Here is a 17,362-nt window from a genome sequence, read left to right on the forward strand (position 1 = left end):
TCCTGAGCTTGTCGAAGGATGAAGGCAATCTGAGATGAGGGCCCGCGCCGCCGCTCACATGGCTTTCATGAAGGCGGCGGCCTTGTCTATGGCGTCTTTGGCGGCATCCAGCCTCTCGTCCATCAGGATGAAGCCGTGATGAACCCCCTCGAACAGGTCGAACTGATGGGACGTCCCGGCCTGTTCCAGCCGTGCGACGAGATTGAGTGTGTCGCTGAGCAGCGGATCGAGGCCCGCAGCATTGAGATAGACCGGCGGCAGTTTCGCCAATGCCGCCTCGCTGGCGAGGATCGGCGAGACCGCCCGGTCGTTGTGCTGGTCGTAGGTGCAATACATTTCGTAAAACCGCATCATCCGGGCGCGTGTCAGGCCATAGCCCTCGGCAAAGCGCAGGTAGGACGGCGTATCGAAATCCGTGTTGAAGGCGCCATAGAACAGCAGCAGCCCGTCAGGCGTGCGCCGTCCCGCTTCGCCTTCCAGCAGGCAGGCGCTGAGCGCGAGATTGGCGCCCGCGCTGTCGCCGCCGATCAGCAGCGGGCCGCGCTCCCCGGCCGCCATCCAGCGCCAGGCCGCCCGCACGTCGTTGAGCCCCGCCGGGAACGGATGTTCGGGCGAAAGCCGGTAATCGACATGATAGACGATAAAGCCGGATTGAATGGCCAGCAACCGCGCCAGCCGTTCATGTGATTTAAGGCTGCCGAAGGCCCAGCCGCCGCCATGCACATAGAGCAGCGCGCCGGAGCGGGCGTTCGGCGGCACAATTTTTTGCAGTACGACCTCCGGATCGTTGCCAAGACCCGGCACCCGGATCATCTGGCTGGCTGCCACCTGCGGCAGGCTGGTTGTCCAGCGGGCAAAACCCCGTTCCTGTTGCGCCCGCGCCTCGGCGACGGGGAGATTGAGCCAGTCAGGCAAATCCTTGTCGGCTTGCGCCAGCCATTCGGCGATGGCCTGCATCTGGGGCAGGCGCTTCACATCTGGCCCGAATAATTTATTCTGATTGATCTTGCTCATTCTATCCCCGTAATCTGACGCGGTGCTGCGCCACCGGAATGAGGCCGCGCACCTTTTCAATCTGCTTCTTGTCGATCCGTGTGCTCACGGTGCCGATGCCGTCCGAGGCCTTGGCGACGACATGGCCCCAGGGGTCGATGACAAGCGAATGACCGTAGGTAGCGCGCACCTCGTTGCCGACCTGAAATGTGCCGGTCTGCGCCGCGGCGGCAAAATAGGTTTCGGTCTCTATGGCGCGGGCGCGGCAGAGCACTTCCCAATGGTCCTTGCCGGTGAGCAGGGTGAAGGCGGCGGGCAGGGCAATGAGTTCGGCGCCCTTTTCGGCGAGCGCGAGAAACAGATCGGCAAAACGCAGGTCATAGCAGATGGCGCAGCCCACCGTGATGCCTTCGCAATCATAGGTGACCACCGCATCGCCCGGCGCGATGGCAAGACTCTCCTTGTAGCCGCTGCCGTCCGGCGTGGTGACGTCAAACAGGTGGATCTTGCGATAGCGCGCCACCTCCTCACCCGCACGGTTGAATACGACGCTGGTGTTGGCGAGCCGCTCCTCGCCGGGGATTTTTTCGAGTATCGAACCCGCATGGATGAAAATGCGGTGCTTTTTCGCCAGATCCTGCATGGCGCGATAGGCCGGCCCGCCAGGAATCACCTCCGCTGCCGCGGTCTTGTCGGCGCGCGAACCGCCGGCCCAGTCGAAGGTTTCGGGCAGCAGCACCCAGTCCGGGCGCTCGTCGCGCACGGCAGCCTCGATCAGCGCGCTGGCGTCGGCAATGTTGCGGGCCTTGTCGGCCACGGAATTCATCTGGATAAGAGAAATTTTCATTCAGCTGGCCCAATTTTCCTTGAAATCGCCGTAGAGGCTGAGACCGCCGCAGGCGAAGATGGTCTGGCCGGTAATATAGGCCGCGTCGTCGCTGGCAAGAAAGACATAAATTCCCGATATTTCGTCAATCGTCGCGGCGCGCCGCATAGGAATATGGCTCTCGACGCTGGCCCGCTTTTCCGGATCATTGGCCCATGCGGCATTCATGTCGGTCAGCACTGCGCCGGGCCCGACGGCGTTGACGCGGATGTTCCTGTCGGCATATTCCAGCGCCAGCGTGCGTGTCATGCTGCCCAGACCGCCCTTGGCGATGGAATAGGCCAGATAGCCCGGCTTGGGAATAATCTCATGCGCGCTGGTGGTGTTGATGATGCAGCCCGAGCCCTGATCCAGAAACTGGCGCAGCGCCCGCCGGGCGCAGAGCGCCGGCCCGACGAGATCGACTCCCAATATCTGATTGAAGGTCTTGCTGTCGAAGTCGTGCCCGGCTGTCGGCAATTGGAACCCGGCATTATTGACCAGAATGTCGAGACGGCGATGGTGCTTGAAAACCTCGTCGAACATTGCGTCAATCGCCGGTTCGTCGCCGATATCGGCGTCAATCAGCTGGTGGCTGGCCTCAAAACTGCGTTGGCTGCTGATTTGCCTGATGCTGTCGAGCGTCTTGCGGCCCTCAGCCTCATCGCGGAAGTGGTTGATGACGACGCTGGCGCCTTCATGGGCGAAACGCTGGGCTATGCCTCTTCCTATGCCGCGCGAGGCGCCTGTTATGAGCGCAACTTTACCTTCCAGACGGCCCCGGACCATGAATTCCCCTTTCCTTTGTCAATATCGGGGAATCCTGCCTCGCCGGGCGCTGCAATGCAAGCCTGACCACCGCATTCAGGTGACGATTTGCCTGCGCAGGCGCAGACACCGGCACAGGCAAAGAATCAGAGCGGGTTCCAGGTGGCCTTTGGCGTGAACTTCAGATAGCCGAGATTGGCGCCCAGCCGGAAACCGACGCCAGCCCTGATCGGCACAACGACGATATTATCCGCCGTGAGCGCGGTAAAACCGAAGCCGCCGACGAAATAGGCTGAGCCGTCTACACCGCCGTAACGGCGGAAAATGGCGCTCACGCTCGGCAGATTATAAACCAGCATCATGGTGCGGTCGCCATCGCCGCCAGCATCAAAGCCGATCGACGGCCCCTGCCAGAATACAGGGCGGTCGCCGGCATTGCGGGTATACATCTTGCCTTCGCCATAACGCAGGCCGCCGATGAAGGCACCCGAGGCTTCCTGTCCCAGAATATAGGCGTTGGGCTGGCCCCAGCGCTTGGTCGCGGTTTCGATGCCCTGCGCCAGCCCGCGCGAGACCGTCCCGAAAAAGCGGTTGCCATCGTCGACCAGTTCATTAGTTGAGAATTTCGTCGGTGTTTCCTCATAGGCAAGCAGCGGGCCTGCACCCATCATCAGCGTCGCCGCCAATGTGCCCATGGAACCTATCAATGCCCGACGCGCATGGTTGATCATGAGTTTCCCCTTCAAGCTGGCCCGGATTCGGCCCTTCTCGTCAAAATACCCTGTTGCAAAATCGTGTCATGATTGTGTTGCCGATTTTGCAAAGCCGGCAAATCACCCGAAATTTGTGAGATTCTATCAGGTCAACAATGATTTATGCAAGTTGGCTGAGGATCTGCAGCACATCCTCGCGCAATGCCGGGTCGCCGACGGCGACAAATCCGGGATTGGCATGGCCGCGCTCGGCCCTGCCGTAAATGAGCGGCATGCCGTCCCGCTCGAACACACATCCGCCAGCGGCACGAAGCACGGCATCGCCTGCAGCCGTATCCCATTCCATGATCGGGCTGAAGCGGGGATAGATATCGGCTTTGCCTTCGGCAATGCGGCAGAATTTCAGTGAGGAACTGCTGCGCAAAGATGCCGCGACCGGCAGGGCCGCGAGAAGCGCGTCGCTGCGGGCATCGCCATGGGCGCGGCTGGCAAGCGCCGTCAACCCTTCTGCCGGGCGTTTGCGCACGGCAAGAGGCTGCCAGAGCGCGCGTTCCGGCAATTGCGCCCCCGCACCAGCGCGGACATGAAAGGCCCGGCCAGCGGCCAGCCAGAGCTCGTCCGCCGCCGGGGCGAACACCACGCCGACACGCGGCGCGCCATTCTCGATCAGCGCGATATTGACTGTAAAGCCGTCGCGTCCGGAGATGAAATCCTTGGTGCCGTCGAGCGCATCGACCAGAAAAAACCGGGGTGCGGCGCAGCCTCTGGGCTGCAATGTGAAGGCTTCCTCGGCAATCACCGGAATTTCGGGATAAAGCCGGGACAAACCGTCCAGAATGACGGCTTCCGCCCGCTCGTCTGCCTCGCAGACCGGAGACTGGTCGTTCTTGAAGCGGACATGCGGCCCCTGCCGGCGCACGTCCAGAATTTTCTCTCCCGCCTCAAGAGCGAGAGCGGCGCAGGCCTGCATCATGCGGTCATGGGCGGGATCGGGCGAAACAGTCACACCAGTCGTCTCTCGCGGCGATTGAACATTTTGTTATCTATCTTGTGTTTTCGCCGAAATTAACAGCAAAAAACGAGAAATTCTTACAATCAAGTAACTCTTGTCGCCTAACATGCGAGTCGGTTAACTCTATTGCCAGATATTTTTCAACGAGATCCGGACGGAACACGATAATGCTGAAACTATCCATCGATTCACTTGATCTTGCGGCCTTGCTGTGTTCGCGCGTCTGCCATGACGTGATCAGCCCGGTGGGCGCGATCGCCAATGGCCTTGAAATGCTCGAGGACGAGAAAGATCCGGAAATGCGGGCCATGGCGCTTGATCTGGTCAAGAAAAGCTCGGCCAAAGCCTCAGCCCAGCTGCAATTCTGCCGCCTTGCCTTCGGAGCAGCCGGTTCTGCCGGCGCGGATATAGACTCGGGCGATGCGCACAACGTGGCCAATGGCCTGCTCGCCGACGACCGCACCAAGATCAACTGGCAGGTGCCGCGTGCCTATCTGCCCAAGAACAAGGTCAAGCTGCTTCTCAACCTGTGTCTTATTGCCTCGAAGGCCATTCCGCGCGGCGGCCTCATCGATGTCTGCGTCACCGGCACACCGGAAAGCATGTCTGTCACCATTGAGGCATCCGGGCCCAACATGCGCCTCGCGCAGGGCGTGACGGCTTTGCTTGAAGGCAGCAGCGAAGGCACTGTCGATGCCCATTCCATCCAGCCTTTCTACACGGCCATGGTCGCCGAGGCCGCAGGAATGCGCATCAGCGCCCGCGCCGAAACCGACCGGATCATATTTGAGGCTTCTCCGGCAAGCGGCGATCTGGCGCTGGCATCCTGAGAGGGGCGCCCGCTCACGCGAAAGGCGCCTAAAACGAAAAGGGATCACAAGCAAGCTTGTAATCCCTTGATTTCGTGAAGAAGAGAAAATTACTTCTTGATTGTGGTGATTCCGGCAAAGCGGGTGTTGAAGCGCGACAGACGACCGCCGCGGTCCATAAGCTGGGCCGAACCGCCGGTCCAGGCCGGATGGGTCTTGGGGTCGATATCGAGATTGAGCGTGTCGCCTTCCGCGCCATAGGTGGAGCGGGTGAGATATTCGGTCTTGTCGGTCATCACCACTTTGATCATGTGGTAATTGGGGTGCGTGTTTTCTTTCATGATACCAATCCTTGAGGCATTCTCAACCTGCAAGGCTGAGACCAAATTCTGATCCATCGGGGACGGAAGTGCGCCTCTATACCGCAGGCCGCGCTGCGAAACAAGATGGCAAGATATTTTTTGCGTTGCTAAGACCAAACAGATGCAACCACCCGGTGAACAGTTTATACCTCGCGCATGACCTCATCCGCCGCTTCTCCTGAAAATGCCAGCAAATCCAGACCCTCGCTGCGGGCGCTGCTGCCCATGGTGCCTTTCGCCCTGGCCTATCGCGGGCGTATTCTGGGCGCGCTGGCCGCGCTCATCGCAGCTTCGGCCGCCACACTGACCTTTCCCGCCGCTGTGCGCGGCGTCATGGATAATGGCTTTTCCAACGCCAGCAGTTCGCACATCAACACCTATTTTCTGATGCTGCTGGCCGTGGCCGGTGTGCTGGCGCTTGCGTCGGCATCGCGCTACTATCTTGTCATCACCCTCGGCGAACGGGTGATTGCCGATATCCGGCGCACGTTTTTCCAGCATCTGGCCCATCTCGATGCGGCCTTTTTCGATACGAGCAAAGTCGGGGAACTCGTCTCCCGTCTCACAGCCGATACCACGCAGCTCAAGGACGCTTTCGGCGCTTCGGCCTCCATCGCGCTGCGCAATTTCTTTCTCGGCGCCGGGGCCATCATCATGATGGTCTATACCAGCCCCAAATTGTCGGGGCTGGTGCTGGTCGCCATTCCGGTGATTGTTCTGCCGCTGGTGGCATCCGGCCGCAAGGTGCGGGCGCGTTCGCGCGCCGCTCAGGACAGGCTGGCCGATGCCAGCGCTTTTGCATCCGAGAGCATTGGTGCGATCAAGACCATGCAGGCCTTTCATGCCGAGGATATGACGGCGCGGCGTTTTGGCGATGCTGTCGAGCAGGCGTTCTCCGCCGCTCGCAACACCACGCAGGCGCGCGCGGTGCTCACCGGTGTCGCCATGTTCCTGATTTTTGGTTCGGTGGTGTTCGTGCTGTGGCTCGGCGCGCATGATGTGCTCACCGGCGCCATGACCGGCGGCGTTCTGGTGCAGTTCATGCTTTATGCGCTCTTTGCCGCTGGTGCGCTGGGTGAACTCAGTCAGGTCTGGAGCGAAGTTTCGCAGGCGGCAGGCGCCGCGGGCCGTATTTCGGAAATTCTCGGCGTCCATTCCGCGATCACCGATCCGGCGCATCCGCGCGCCCTGCCGCAGCCGGTCAGCGGCGAGATCCGCTTCGAGAATGTGGATTTTGCCTATCCCACCCGTCTTGAGGGGCCTATCCTGCGGCAGTTCTCGCTGCGCATCAGGGCGGGCGAAACTCTGGCCATTGTCGGTCCGTCCGGTGCCGGCAAATCCACACTTTTCCAGTTGCTGCTCCGCTTCTACGATCCCTTGTCGGGGCGCATTTTGCTCGACGATATCGACATCAGCCAGCTGAAGCTCACCGATCTGCGTCAGGCGCTGGCCTTGGTGCCGCAGGACCCGGTTATTTTCGGCGCGGGCATCATCGACAATATCCGTTACGGACGGCCTGGCGCCACCGAGGAAGAAGTGCGGCAGGCTGCGGTTCAGGCGGCGGCACATGATTTCATCAATGACCTTCCGCAGGGCTACAATACCCTGATCGGCGAGCGGGGCGTGACCCTTTCGGGCGGACAGCGCCAGAGGCTGGCCATCGCCCGCGCCATTTTGAAGAATGCGACTGTCCTGCTGCTGGACGAGGCCACATCCGCGCTTGATGCCGAGAATGAAATTCTCGTGCAGTCGGCGCTGGATCATCTGATGAAGGACCGCACGACGCTGGTCATCGCGCACCGGTTGGCCACCGTGCTTTCGGCAGACCGCATCGTGGTGATGGATGAGGGCCGCATCGTCGAGGAAGGCACCCATGCCGAGCTTGTCGCCCGCGACGGGCTTTATGCGCGCCTTGCCCGGCTGCAGTTTGATACGGCTGCGGCGGGTCTCAGGCCTGCCAGCGCAGAGCAAGAGTCCTGAGCCCGGACAGCGGGCTGATTGCGTCGCCAACGCGCGTGAATCCCTCGCGTTCGTAGAAGCGTATCGCGCGCGGGTTGGCTTCGTTGACATCCAGCACGATGAAGCCGGGGGCATTGTCCCGCGCGGCGTTCATCAGCGCATGGGCAAGCCCGGAGCCGAAAGCATCCGGATGCACCGCAAGCTGATCAAGCCGTCCCGTCAGCGGATGGATGGTGACGAAACCTTTCAGATGCTCTTCGTCAAAGGCGCCGATGATCCGGCTGCCTTCGGCTTTCAGCGCGGTAAGATGCTGAAAAAGCCAATCGCGCCGCGCCTCGAAGTCGATATCGAGCCCGACACTCTGCCAGCTTCTTACCCAGAGATCGGCGAGGCTGGCCATATCCGTGTCCCGCACGTCGCGCAGCAGCGTCATTTCAGCGCTCGGTGAGCTTGAGTTCAATGCGGCGATTGCGGCGCAGCGCCTCTTCGCTGTCGCCCGGATCAATCGGCTGGAATTCGCCAAATCCGGCTGCGGCGAGACGTTGTGGCGAGACGCCCTTGGTGATGAGATATTGCACCACTGAGATGGCGCGGGCCGAGGAGAGGTCCCAATTGGACCGGAACTGGCCGCTGCCCGAAAGCGGGGTTTTGTCCGTATGGCCATCCACCCGCAAGATCCACGGAATTTCCGGCGGAATTTCCTTTTCAAGGTCAGACATGGCCGCGGCGAGCTTGTCGATTTCGGCTTTGCCGATATCGGTCAGGCTGGCCTGACCCGGCGCGAACAACACTTCGGACTCAAAAACGAAGCGGTCGCCAACCACCCGGATGCCGGGTTTGTCCCCGAGAATTTCACGCAGGCGGCCGAAGAAGTCGGAACGGTAGCGGGCCAGTTCCTGCACTTTCTGGGCGAGGGCGACATTGAGCCGCGAGCCAAGATCGGCGATGCGCGCCTGCGATTGCTTGTCGCGCGCCTCGGAGGCGTCAAGCGCCTGCTGAATGGCGGCGAGCTGGCGGCGCAGCGCCGCGATCTGCTGATTGAGTATATCGATCTGCGCCGCGGCGCGGGCGGAAATGTCGCGCTCGGCGGTGAGCGCCTTCTCGCTTTCGGCCAGACGGCCGCCAAGTCCGGAGGCGTCATTCGAGCCGGCATCGAGCAGCGCCTGCAGATGAGCCTTCTCCTTGTTGCTTTTCTCGAGCGTGGCGGTCAGCGCCGCGACATTGGCCTGCGCGTCGTTTTTCATTACGCGCTCAAGCGCCAGCAATTGCGTGAGTTCGTCAATCTGCTGGTTGAGCTTGGTGAGCTGCTTGTCCTTGCCCGAGACCTCGCGCGAGAGAAAGAATTGCGCCATCATGAAGACAGACAGCAGGAAGATGATGCTCAGCAGCATTGTCGAAAGCGCATCGACAAAGCCCGGCCAGTAATCAATGCCGCGCTCGCGGCGGCGCTGGCGCGCCATCACGGCCTCTCAAGGCGGGAATTGAGCTTTTCCAGCAGTTCCTTGACCTCGGTCTGAATGTTGGCCTGCGCCTCCACCCAATCGCGGATCATCTGCTGCTCGGTGCGCATGTGCTGCACCAGTCCCTGGACGCCTTCGGCCAGCAGGCCCATGGAGGCATTGCTGCGCGCTCCGGCGGCGTCGGCCGTCAGCCGGTCAAGAATTTGCCGCAGTTCCGGCGAATAGGCCGGGCCGTGCACGGGCATCGGCGCCAGATCGGCTGCGGTGGCGGAAAGGCGGTCTTCAAGCTCATTGTAGAAGCGGTTTTGCGCCTGTCCGGCCTGAAGATCGAGGAAACCGAGAATCAGCGAGCCGGAAAGACCAAACAGCGAGGATGAAAATGAAATGCCCATGCCGGACAAAGGCGCGGCGAGGCCGGTCTTGAGGCTGTCGAACAGAACGCTGGTATCGCCCGAGCCCTGCATCGACTGGATCACCTTGCCGATGGAGCCAACGGTTTCAAGCAGGCCCCAGAACGTGCCGAGCAGGCCGAGAAAAACCAGCAGGCCGGTGAGGTAGCGGGCTATTTCGCGGCTTTCGTCGAGGCGCGTCCCGATGGAATCGAGAATGGCGCGCAAGGTTACGGTTGAAATCACCTTGGCGCCGGCTTCCTCGCCAAGCAGCGTGGCCATGGGCGCAAGCAGCACCGGCGGGCGCGGCAAGGTGAGCCCTCCGGCAGCGGCCTTGTTCAGGCTGTTGACCCAGCGGATCTCGGGAAACAGGCGCAGAACCTGCTGCAAGGCCAGAAAAATGCCGACCAGCAATACGCCGATAATCAGACCGTTCAGACCCGGATTGGCCATGAAGGCCACCTGAATCTGACGGTAGAGAATAAGCGCTATGAACCCGGCCAGCACGATGAAGATGATCATGCGCACCAGAAATATGTTCGGCGACGACAAACGGTAGGGATCAAGCTCTTGCGTTGCCATGAAATGTCCCGGGTGTTCACATGCGGCACCGCCGCGCCTGTTTATCTCCTGCGTCGATCCAAGAGTAAAGACAGCTTAACACTCTGCCAAGTGCCTTATGCCGCCTCAGCGCTCGCGGATCGTGGCATGCAGCGCGCGCTGAATATATTCATTGCCCGCAACCACGCTGACGGAGGCCGTGGACAGGTCCTTGTCCTCGGCATCCGAGACATAGCCGCCCGCTTCGCGCACAAGCACCGCGCCGGCCGCAATATCCCAGATCTGCAGACAGCGCTGCCAGAGCCCGTCAAAACGTCCGGAGGCGACATAGGCAAGATCGAGCGCACTCGCGCCGAATGAGCGGATCGCACCGGCTTTAGCCATGACATTGGCCAGTTCATGCTTGAACAGGGCGTGATCCTTGGCCTTGCCGAGGTGCGGAACGCCGCCGCCGATCAGGGACTGGGAGATGTCCCGGCGGGAGGAAACGCGCAGACGATGGTTGTTGTGGAAGGCGCCCTGACCTTTTTCGGCGACGAATATATCGTCGCTGGCCGGATTATAAACCACGCCGGCCACCAGAACGCCTTCGCGCTCGAGCGCGACCGAAATCGCAAATTGCGGAATTGCGTGCAAGAAATTCATGGTTCCGTCGAGCGGATCGATGATCCAGCGATGGGTTTTGTCCGAGCCGTCGATGACACCGCCTTCTTCCATGATGAAGCCATAGCCTGGGCGGGCCTTGGAGAGTTCTTCAAACAAGGTTTTCTCGGCCCTTTTGTCGGCGGCGGTGACAAAATCGCCGGGGCCCTTGACCGAAACCTGCAGGTTTTCCACCTCGCCAAAATCGCGCTTCAGGGTCTTGCCGGTCTTGAGCACGGCACTGGTCATCACATTCATCAGGGCGGAACGGATCATCGTCATCTCGCAGGTAGGCGGCAGGGCGCCGGTCAAAAGGGTCAAACAGCAGGGAATGGCGGTTTCAGCATGTCCGGCAACAGCCGGCCAGCACATTGCGCGCGCAAACCCGAAAGGATTACACAGGCTTTACAATCTTCCCGCCTGTTAAATCAAGCCATCCGCGACAATCAGCAGCATTTTTCCGTCAGCGCCCGACAAACTGGCGCACAAGCTCGCTCACTTTCTGCTTGTCTTCGGGCGAAAGGGAATTGAGCACGCTGTCCAGCCAGGCGTCGCTTTCGCCCTGCGCACGCGCCAGAATATGCCATTTGGCGGCTTCGATCTTGTTCATCGGCACACCGCGCCCGGCTGCGAGCATCCGCGCGATGCGGTTCTGCGCAATCGGATTATTGAGTTGCGCCGCGCGCAGGAACCAGTTGGCCGCGCCGGTCTCGTCCTTTTCCGTGCCAAGGCCATTGAATTCCATCAGGCCAAGCTCGATCATGGCGCCGATATGCTTTTCCTGCGCCGCCTTGGTGAACCATTCCACGGCCTTGGGCAGGTTTTTGTCGACGCCCTTGCCGGTCTTGTACAGCAGGCCGAGCGAATACATGCCGTCAAGATCGCCCAGATCGGCGGCCTGCTGGAAATAACCGGCGGCAGTGGCGGGATTGCTGTCCTTCGCGGTGCTTTCAAGCGCCATCACGCCGAGATTGTAAAGCGCGCCGGAATTGCCCTTGGCGGCTGATTGCTCGAATAATGCCCGCGCCGCGGCCCTGTCCTTGACCGTGCCTTTGCCTTGCAGCTTCGCCGCGCCCAGCAGAAACTGGCCCTGCGGATCGCCGCGCTGCGCGGCCAGCGCAAACCAGCGCACGGCCTCGACATCGTCCTGCCGGACGCCGAGCCCTTCACGATAGAGTTCGCCGATCAGCGTCATAGCCGGGCCGTCATTGGGATCGGCTTCTATGCGCTTGGTCGCCTCGCGGAAGGCGGTGATATAGAGCCCCATCTGAAACGCGCCATAGGCCAGATCCGGCTTGTCTGGCGCCGGATCGGCGCAGGCCGCGTGCATGAACAGGCCCGCCGAAAGTATGCCAGCGAGAATGGCGCGCATCACCTTCATGGCAGGGCGGGGGCGTGCGTTCGTATTATGTCGGCTGTCTGGCGCACCAGACCGGGCGTGGCCGCCGGATCGGCCCAAAGCCAGTCGCCCGTGGCGATGAAATCGGCGCCGGCCGTGGTCAGCGCCGCCACATCGGCAAGACGCGGCGCATAAGCGACGCAAGGCACGTTGAACAGTTCCGACCACCAGCGGACGCGCTCGCCGACCTGTGCGATATTCTGCACGAAGCCGTCTGCAGAAGGTTCTCCGAACATCAGATAATCGACATCGAGTTCGCCGGCCGTCATGGCGTCGTCCTTGTTCTTGAGGCCTGCAACGCCCACGATGCGCTCCGGCTTGAGGCTTTCGATCGCGTCCCGCAATTCCTGTCCCGCGCCCCTGACCTGCACGCCATCGGCATCGGTGCGGGCGGCGAGTTGCGGGTTGTCCTCGATGAGGAGGGCGACGTTGCGGCTCTGGATAGCCGGGGCCAGCGCGCGGAGGATTTTCTTGGCGCTGTTTTCGTCGCGGGCGGCAAGACGCACCAGCACACAGGCGACGGGCGCGGCATCAAGCGCCGCTTCGAGCTGCGGCAGAAACGCATCCGCTTCGGTCAGGCGCGGCGTGAAGAGAAAGAGTTGGACATGGGACATAGGCACTGTCTTTAAGGCAAAGCTCAAGCCCTGCATAGTGGCGACAAAATTGGCAAGAATATGAATCTGGCGTTCATGGCCGTGAAAATGCCGCTAAGCGCGCAGCGGGATAGCGACTTCCGGCGCACAGAACCTTTGCGCCGCGCGATCGCAGACCATATTGCCTGCGACCGCACGGCGCGGATTCTCAGGCCTTTTCCAGCGATTCCGACCATTGGCCCAGAGCCGCGAGCCGGTTCATGCGGGCGCGGTGTGCGAAAGCCTTCTGCGCCGCCGGAATATTGGCGGCATGTCCGGCCCAGGTCTTCTGTGCCGCCGCCTGCAGGGCGCGGCCATAGGAGAAGCTGATCTTCCAGGGGTGCGGGCCGCGCTTGTTGATTGCGTCGAGATTGGCTGTGGCCTCAATGTCGCTCTGGCCGCCCGAGAGGAACATGATGCCCGGAACGGCGGCAGGAACAGTGCGGTTGAACACGCGCACCGTATATTCGGCGACCTGATCCGGCGTGGCCTGCTGCGGGCATTTCTTGCCCGGAATGACCATGTTCGGCTTGAGAATCGAGCCTTCCAGGAAGACGCGGGCTTCATAAAGCTCGGCATACAGGGTTTTCAGCACCAGTTCGGTGACTTCAAAACAACGGTCGATGGAATGGTCGCCATCCATCAGCACTTCCGGCTCGACGATCGGCACGATATTGGCTTCCTGACACAGCGCCGCATAACGGGCGAGCAGATGCGTATTGGCGCGGATATTGGCGAAGGTCGGGATATCGCGGCCGATGTCGATCACGGCGCGCCATTTGGCGAAGCGCGCGCCCATGCCGTAATATTCGGCGAGGCGGCCTGCCAGGCCGTCAATGCCCGAGGTCACCACTTCACCCGGAAAGCCAGCCATGGGCACCGGGCTCGTATCCACTTTGATGCCGGGGATCGAGCCGGCGGCCTCGATGATCTTGACGAGCGGCGTGCCGTCGGCGGCTTTCTGGCGGATCGTTTCGTCAAACAGGATCACGCCGGAAATGTCCTGTGTCATCGCCTGCGTGGTGCGGAACATGAACTCGCGGTAGTCGCGGCGGTTTGTTTCCGTGTTTTCAACCTTCACGGCGTCAAAGCGCTTCTTGATCGAACCCGTGCTCTCATCGGCTGCGAGCAGGCCCTTGCCGTCGGCCACCATGGCCTGGGCGATTTTCACCAATTGATCCTTATTCATATATCCTCCGGGGGCTTGAGCCTGATATCTGGTTCCTTACCGGAAATAACCGGCTGCTGCATTGATACAAAGGACTGAAATATAGCCTTTTTACAAAATTTCGGAAGCGGCAGTTCAGGCTCGCAAGGCCTCGACGCCGGGCAGCACCTTGCCTTCCAGCCATTCGAGGAACGCTCCGCCTGCCGTTGAAATATAGGTGAAATGTTCGGCTGCATGGGCCTGATTGAGCGCCGAGACGGTGTCCCCGCCGCCCGCCACCGAAAGCAGCCGGCCCTCATCGGTGAGGCGGGCCGCGGCCTGCGCCACCGCATTTGTGCCCGCATCGAAGGGGATCAGCTCGAAAGCGCCGAACGGGCCGTTCCAGACAAGCGTCTTGACGCTGGCCAGCCTTGATTCGATATGGGCCACGGATTTCGGCCCGATATCGAGAATCATTTCGTCGGCGAGCACATGATCCACATCGGTGAAGCGGCTCTTGGCATGAGCCTTGAATTCATGGGCCACGGCCGCATCGACAGGCAGCACGATCTCGCATCCGGCTGCAGCCGCGCCCGCAAGAATGGAACGGGCGGTATCCAGAAGATCTTTCTCGCACAGGGATTTGCCCACGGCCTTGCCCTGCGCCGCGAGGAACGTATTGGCCATGCCGCCGCCGATGACCAATATATCCACCTTCCTGACGAGATTGCCGAGCAGGTCGAGTTTGGACGAGACCTTCGCGCCGCCGACAACCGCCATCACCGGGCGGGTGGGGGCTTCCAGAGCCTTGGTCAGGGCGTCCAGTTCCTGCTGCATGGTGCGTCCGGCATAGGCTGGCAGCTTGTGGGCGAGCCCTTCCGTCGAGGCGTGGGCGCGATGGGCTGCGGAAAAGGCGTCGTTGACATAAATGTCGCCAAGTTTAGCGAGTTCGGCGACGAAAGCCGGGTCGTTCTTTTCCTCGCCTTTATGGAAGCGGGTGTTTTCCAGCAACAGCACGTCGCCGTTGTTCATGGCGGCAACAGCCTTGGCAGCGCTCTCGCCGATACAATCCGTTGCGAAGGCGACCGGTGCGCCAAGGTGCTGGCTCAGGGCAGCAGCCACCGGCCTGAGCGAATTTTCCTCGTCCGGGCCGTTCTTGGGCCGGCCAAAATGCGCAAGCAGAATAATCTTGCCGCCCTTGCCTGAAAGCTCCCGCAGGGTTGGCAGGATGCGCTCGATGCGGGTGGCGTCGGTGACGCGGCCATTCTCCATCGGCACATTGAGGTCAACGCGCACCAGAACGCGCTTTCCGGAAACGTCAGCTTGGTCAAGAGTGCGGAACTGTGACATGGGGTAACCTCTCGTTTGGCCGGATTCAGGCCGGGTTATTATAAGCTATGCGCGGCAGAAAGATGCCAAGTAAACCGATGGCGGGCAGAAACGCGCACAGATTGATGACAAAGCCGATGCTGGTCCGGTCCGCCAGCATGCCCAGCATGGAGGCGCCGACGCCGCCCATGCCGAAGGCAAAGCCGAAGAACAGGCCGGCTATGACGCCGATCCGGCCCGGAACCAGATCCTGCGCATAGACCACGATGGCCGAGAATGCCGAAGCCAGAATAAGGCCGATGGGGATGCTCAGGGCCGCGGTCCAGAACAGATTGACATGCGGCAGCAGCAGGGTGAGCGGCAGCACGCCGAGAATGGAGCCGAGAATCACTGGCTTGCGGCCAAAGCGGTCGCCCACGGGGCCGCCCAGCAGCGTACCCGCAGCCGTCGCCGCCAGAAAGAGAAACAGGTATAGCTGGGCGTGTCCGACAGAAACCTGAAAGCGGTCCATCAGATAAAACGTAAAAAACGTATTCATGCCAGCCAGATAGACGAATTTGGAGAACATCAGCGCAATCAGGATCGCGAGCGAGCGCAGCACGATGGCCGGGGTGAGATTTTCCGCGATAACGCGCCGCCGCATGCTGGAGAGCGCCCGCGGCGCCTTGAGCCTGCGGGCATACCAGCGGCCGACATTGAACAGCACCATCATGCCGACCAGCGCCACCCCTGAAAACCAGACAAGACTTTTCTGGCCGTGCGGCACAACGATGAATGCCGCAAGCAGCGGGCCGAGCGCCGAGCCGCAATTGCCACCCACCTGAAACAGGGATTGCGCAAAGCCGTGCCGCCCGCCCGAAGCCGCCCGCGCCATGCGCGAGGATTCCGGATGAAAGATGGAGGAGCCGAGTCCGACCAGCGCGGCGGCGATCAGCACGAAGCCATAGCTTGTGGCGGCGGAGAGCATCAGCAGGCCGACCAGCGTGCAGCACATGCCGATGACGAGCGAATAGGGCTTGGGATGCTTGTCGGTATAAAGCCCGACGAGCGGCTGAAGCAGCGAGGCCGTACCCTGAAACGCCAGCGTGATATAGCCGATCTGGCGGAAATCGAGGCTGTACGATTCTTTGAGCAGCGGATAGATGGCCGCAAGCAGCGACTGGATCAGGTCATTGAGCATATGCGAAAGGCTCAATGAAAACAGTATCACGAGGGCGGCGCCCTCGTGAGCGGAAATTGGCGGCACACCCGCGGGGGGTGCGCCGGGAGACGTTTGTGCCGTCTGTGTCACGGGATCAGAGCAGCTTCCCCATGGCCACAGCCGTATCGCCCATGCGGTTGGAGAAGCCCCACTCGTTGTCATACCAGGAGAGAATGCTCACCAGTGTCCCGTCCATGACCTTGGTCTGATCCATGTGGAAGATCGAGGAATGCGGGTTGTGATTGAAGTCAATCGAGACATTCGGATGGTCGGTGTAGCCGAGCACGCCCTTGAGCGGGCCGTTGGCGGCGGCGCGTATGGCGTCGTTGATCTCCTGCACGGTGGTGGCGCGCTTAGCGACGAATTTGAGATCGACCACCGAGACGTTCGGCGTCGGCACGCGGATGGCGCCGCCGTCCAGCTTGCCCTTGAGTTCGGGCAGCACGAGGCCGATGGCCTTGGCGGCGCCGGTCGAGGTCGGGATCATCGAAAGGGCGGCCGCGCGGGCGCGGTAAAGGTCCTTGTGCATCGTGTCCAGCGTCGGCTGGTCGCCGGTGTAGGAATGGATGGTGGTCATGAAGCCGCGTTCGATGCCGACGAGATCGTTGAGGATCTTGGCGACGGGCGCGAGGCAGTTGGTGGTGCAGGAGCCGTTGGAGACGACGATATGATCCTTGGTCAGCTTGTCATGATTGACGCCGAAAACCACGGTCAGATCCGCGCCGTCAGCCGGAGCCGAGACGAGAACGCGCTTCGCGCCGGCGGTCAGATGCGCGGCGGCCTTGTCGCGGGCCGTGAAAATGCCGGTGCATTCCAGCGCAATGTCCACGCCCATGGCGGCATGCGGCAGCTGGGCGGGATCGCGCACGGCGGTCACCTTGATCGGGCCGGTGCCGATATCGATCGTGTCGCCGGAAACCTTTACCTCATGCGGGAAGCGGCCGTGCACCGAATCAAAGCGCAGCAGATGGGCGTTTGTTTCCACGGGGCCGAGATCGTTGATCGCAACGACCTGAATGTCCTTGCGGCCGGATTCGACAATGGCGCGCAGAACATTGCGGCCGATACGGCCAAAGCCGTTGATAGCAACCTTAACAGTCATGTTTCTCTCCTTTTGAAAC

Annotated in this window: 18 protein-coding genes; 2 read left to right on the forward strand and 16 right to left on the reverse strand. The window is 61.3% G+C overall.

Features of this window, described 5'->3' with window-relative positions; all coding sequences use genetic code 11:
* Positions 1–54: 54 nt before the first annotated feature.
* The 5 genes from AC0N03_RS05525 to cysQ form a co-directional block, all read right to left on the reverse strand.
* On the reverse strand, positions 55–1,014 hold the full coding sequence (locus AC0N03_RS05525; RefSeq protein ID WP_474287574.1) for an alpha/beta hydrolase: 960 nt from the start codon (positions 1,012–1,014) through the stop codon (positions 55–57).
* Position 1,015: 1 nt separating this feature from the next.
* Positions 1,016–1,840 (reverse strand): carbon-nitrogen hydrolase family protein, encoded by an 825-nt coding sequence (locus AC0N03_RS05530; protein WP_474287575.1) that lies wholly within the window; start codon positions 1,838–1,840, stop codon positions 1,016–1,018.
* The gene (locus AC0N03_RS05535; RefSeq protein ID WP_474287576.1) at positions 1,841–2,647 is read right to left on the reverse strand and encodes an SDR family oxidoreductase; all 807 of its coding nucleotides are present in this window, start codon (positions 2,645–2,647) and stop codon (positions 1,841–1,843) included.
* 125 nt (positions 2,648–2,772) lie between these two features.
* Complete coding sequence (locus AC0N03_RS05540; RefSeq protein ID WP_474287577.1) at positions 2,773–3,357, reverse strand: DUF1134 domain-containing protein; 585 nt, start codon at positions 3,355–3,357, stop codon at positions 2,773–2,775.
* A 142-nt stretch (positions 3,358–3,499) separates the two neighbouring features.
* Positions 3,500–4,345 carry a 3'(2'),5'-bisphosphate nucleotidase CysQ gene (cysQ, locus tag AC0N03_RS05545; protein ID WP_474287578.1) on the reverse strand — a complete coding sequence of 282 codons (846 nt, stop codon included), beginning with the start codon at positions 4,343–4,345 and terminating at the stop codon, positions 3,500–3,502.
* Positions 4,346–4,518: 173 nt separating this feature from the next.
* Between cysQ and chpT the strand changes: the two genes are divergently transcribed.
* Positions 4,519–5,181 carry a histidine phosphotransferase ChpT gene (gene chpT / locus AC0N03_RS05550; protein ID WP_474287579.1) on the forward strand — a complete coding sequence of 221 codons (663 nt, stop codon included), beginning with the start codon at positions 4,519–4,521 and terminating at the stop codon, positions 5,179–5,181.
* Between the two features lie 89 nt (positions 5,182–5,270).
* On the opposite strand, the gene rpmE is transcribed toward chpT, so the two are convergent.
* The gene (gene rpmE, locus AC0N03_RS05555; RefSeq protein ID WP_474287580.1) at positions 5,271–5,501 is read right to left on the reverse strand and encodes a 50S ribosomal protein L31; all 231 of its coding nucleotides are present in this window, start codon (positions 5,499–5,501) and stop codon (positions 5,271–5,273) included.
* Between the two features lie 177 nt (positions 5,502–5,678).
* Between rpmE and AC0N03_RS05560 the strand changes: the two genes are divergently transcribed.
* On the forward strand, positions 5,679–7,502 hold the full coding sequence (locus AC0N03_RS05560; protein ID WP_474287581.1) for an ABC transporter transmembrane domain-containing protein: 1,824 nt from the start codon (positions 5,679–5,681) through the stop codon (positions 7,500–7,502).
* Here AC0N03_RS05560 and AC0N03_RS05565 read toward each other — a convergent pair.
* The 10 genes from AC0N03_RS05565 to gap all read right to left on the reverse strand — a co-directional run bounded on the left by AC0N03_RS05565 (position 7,471) and on the right by gap (position 17,343).
* Positions 7,471–7,914 (reverse strand): GNAT family N-acetyltransferase, encoded by a 444-nt coding sequence (locus tag AC0N03_RS05565; RefSeq protein WP_474287582.1) that lies wholly within the window; start codon positions 7,912–7,914, stop codon positions 7,471–7,473. The two genes, AC0N03_RS05560 and AC0N03_RS05565, sit on opposite strands and share 32 nt — an antisense overlap.
* 1 nt (position 7,915) lies before the next feature.
* Entirely contained in the window at positions 7,916–8,941 is a 1,026-nt protein-coding gene (locus tag AC0N03_RS05570; protein WP_474287583.1) for a peptidoglycan -binding protein, read from the reverse strand.
* Positions 8,941–9,912 carry a flagellar motor protein MotA gene (locus tag AC0N03_RS05575; protein ID WP_474287584.1) on the reverse strand — a complete coding sequence of 324 codons (972 nt, stop codon included), beginning with the start codon at positions 9,910–9,912 and terminating at the stop codon, positions 8,941–8,943. Before AC0N03_RS05575 ends, AC0N03_RS05570 begins: the two co-directional genes overlap by 1 nt.
* Before the next feature lie 105 nt (positions 9,913–10,017).
* Positions 10,018–10,809 (reverse strand): inositol monophosphatase family protein, encoded by a 792-nt coding sequence (locus AC0N03_RS05580; RefSeq protein WP_474287585.1) that lies wholly within the window; start codon positions 10,807–10,809, stop codon positions 10,018–10,020.
* 187 nt (positions 10,810–10,996) lie between these two features.
* The gene (locus AC0N03_RS05585) at positions 10,997–11,905 is read right to left on the reverse strand and encodes a tetratricopeptide repeat protein (RefSeq protein WP_474287586.1); all 909 of its coding nucleotides are present in this window, start codon (positions 11,903–11,905) and stop codon (positions 10,997–10,999) included.
* Positions 11,906–11,910: 5 nt separating this feature from the next.
* Positions 11,911–12,546 (reverse strand): thiamine phosphate synthase, encoded by a 636-nt coding sequence (locus AC0N03_RS05590; protein ID WP_474287587.1) that lies wholly within the window; start codon positions 12,544–12,546, stop codon positions 11,911–11,913.
* A 187-nt stretch (positions 12,547–12,733) separates the two neighbouring features.
* Positions 12,734–13,753 (reverse strand): class I fructose-bisphosphate aldolase, encoded by a 1,020-nt coding sequence (locus AC0N03_RS05595; protein ID WP_474287588.1) that lies wholly within the window; start codon positions 13,751–13,753, stop codon positions 12,734–12,736.
* Between the two features lie 114 nt (positions 13,754–13,867).
* The gene (locus AC0N03_RS05600; RefSeq protein ID WP_474287589.1) at positions 13,868–15,061 is read right to left on the reverse strand and encodes a phosphoglycerate kinase; all 1,194 of its coding nucleotides are present in this window, start codon (positions 15,059–15,061) and stop codon (positions 13,868–13,870) included.
* A 25-nt stretch (positions 15,062–15,086) separates the two neighbouring features.
* Entirely contained in the window at positions 15,087–16,250 is a 1,164-nt protein-coding gene (locus AC0N03_RS05605) for an MFS transporter (RefSeq protein WP_474287590.1), read from the reverse strand.
* An 85-nt stretch (positions 16,251–16,335) separates the two neighbouring features.
* Positions 16,336–17,343 (reverse strand): type I glyceraldehyde-3-phosphate dehydrogenase, encoded by a 1,008-nt coding sequence (gap, locus tag AC0N03_RS05610; protein WP_474287591.1) that lies wholly within the window; start codon positions 17,341–17,343, stop codon positions 16,336–16,338.
* Positions 17,344–17,362 lie beyond the last annotated feature (19 nt).

Source organism: Methylocystis sp. sgz306128 (assembly GCF_056032725.1).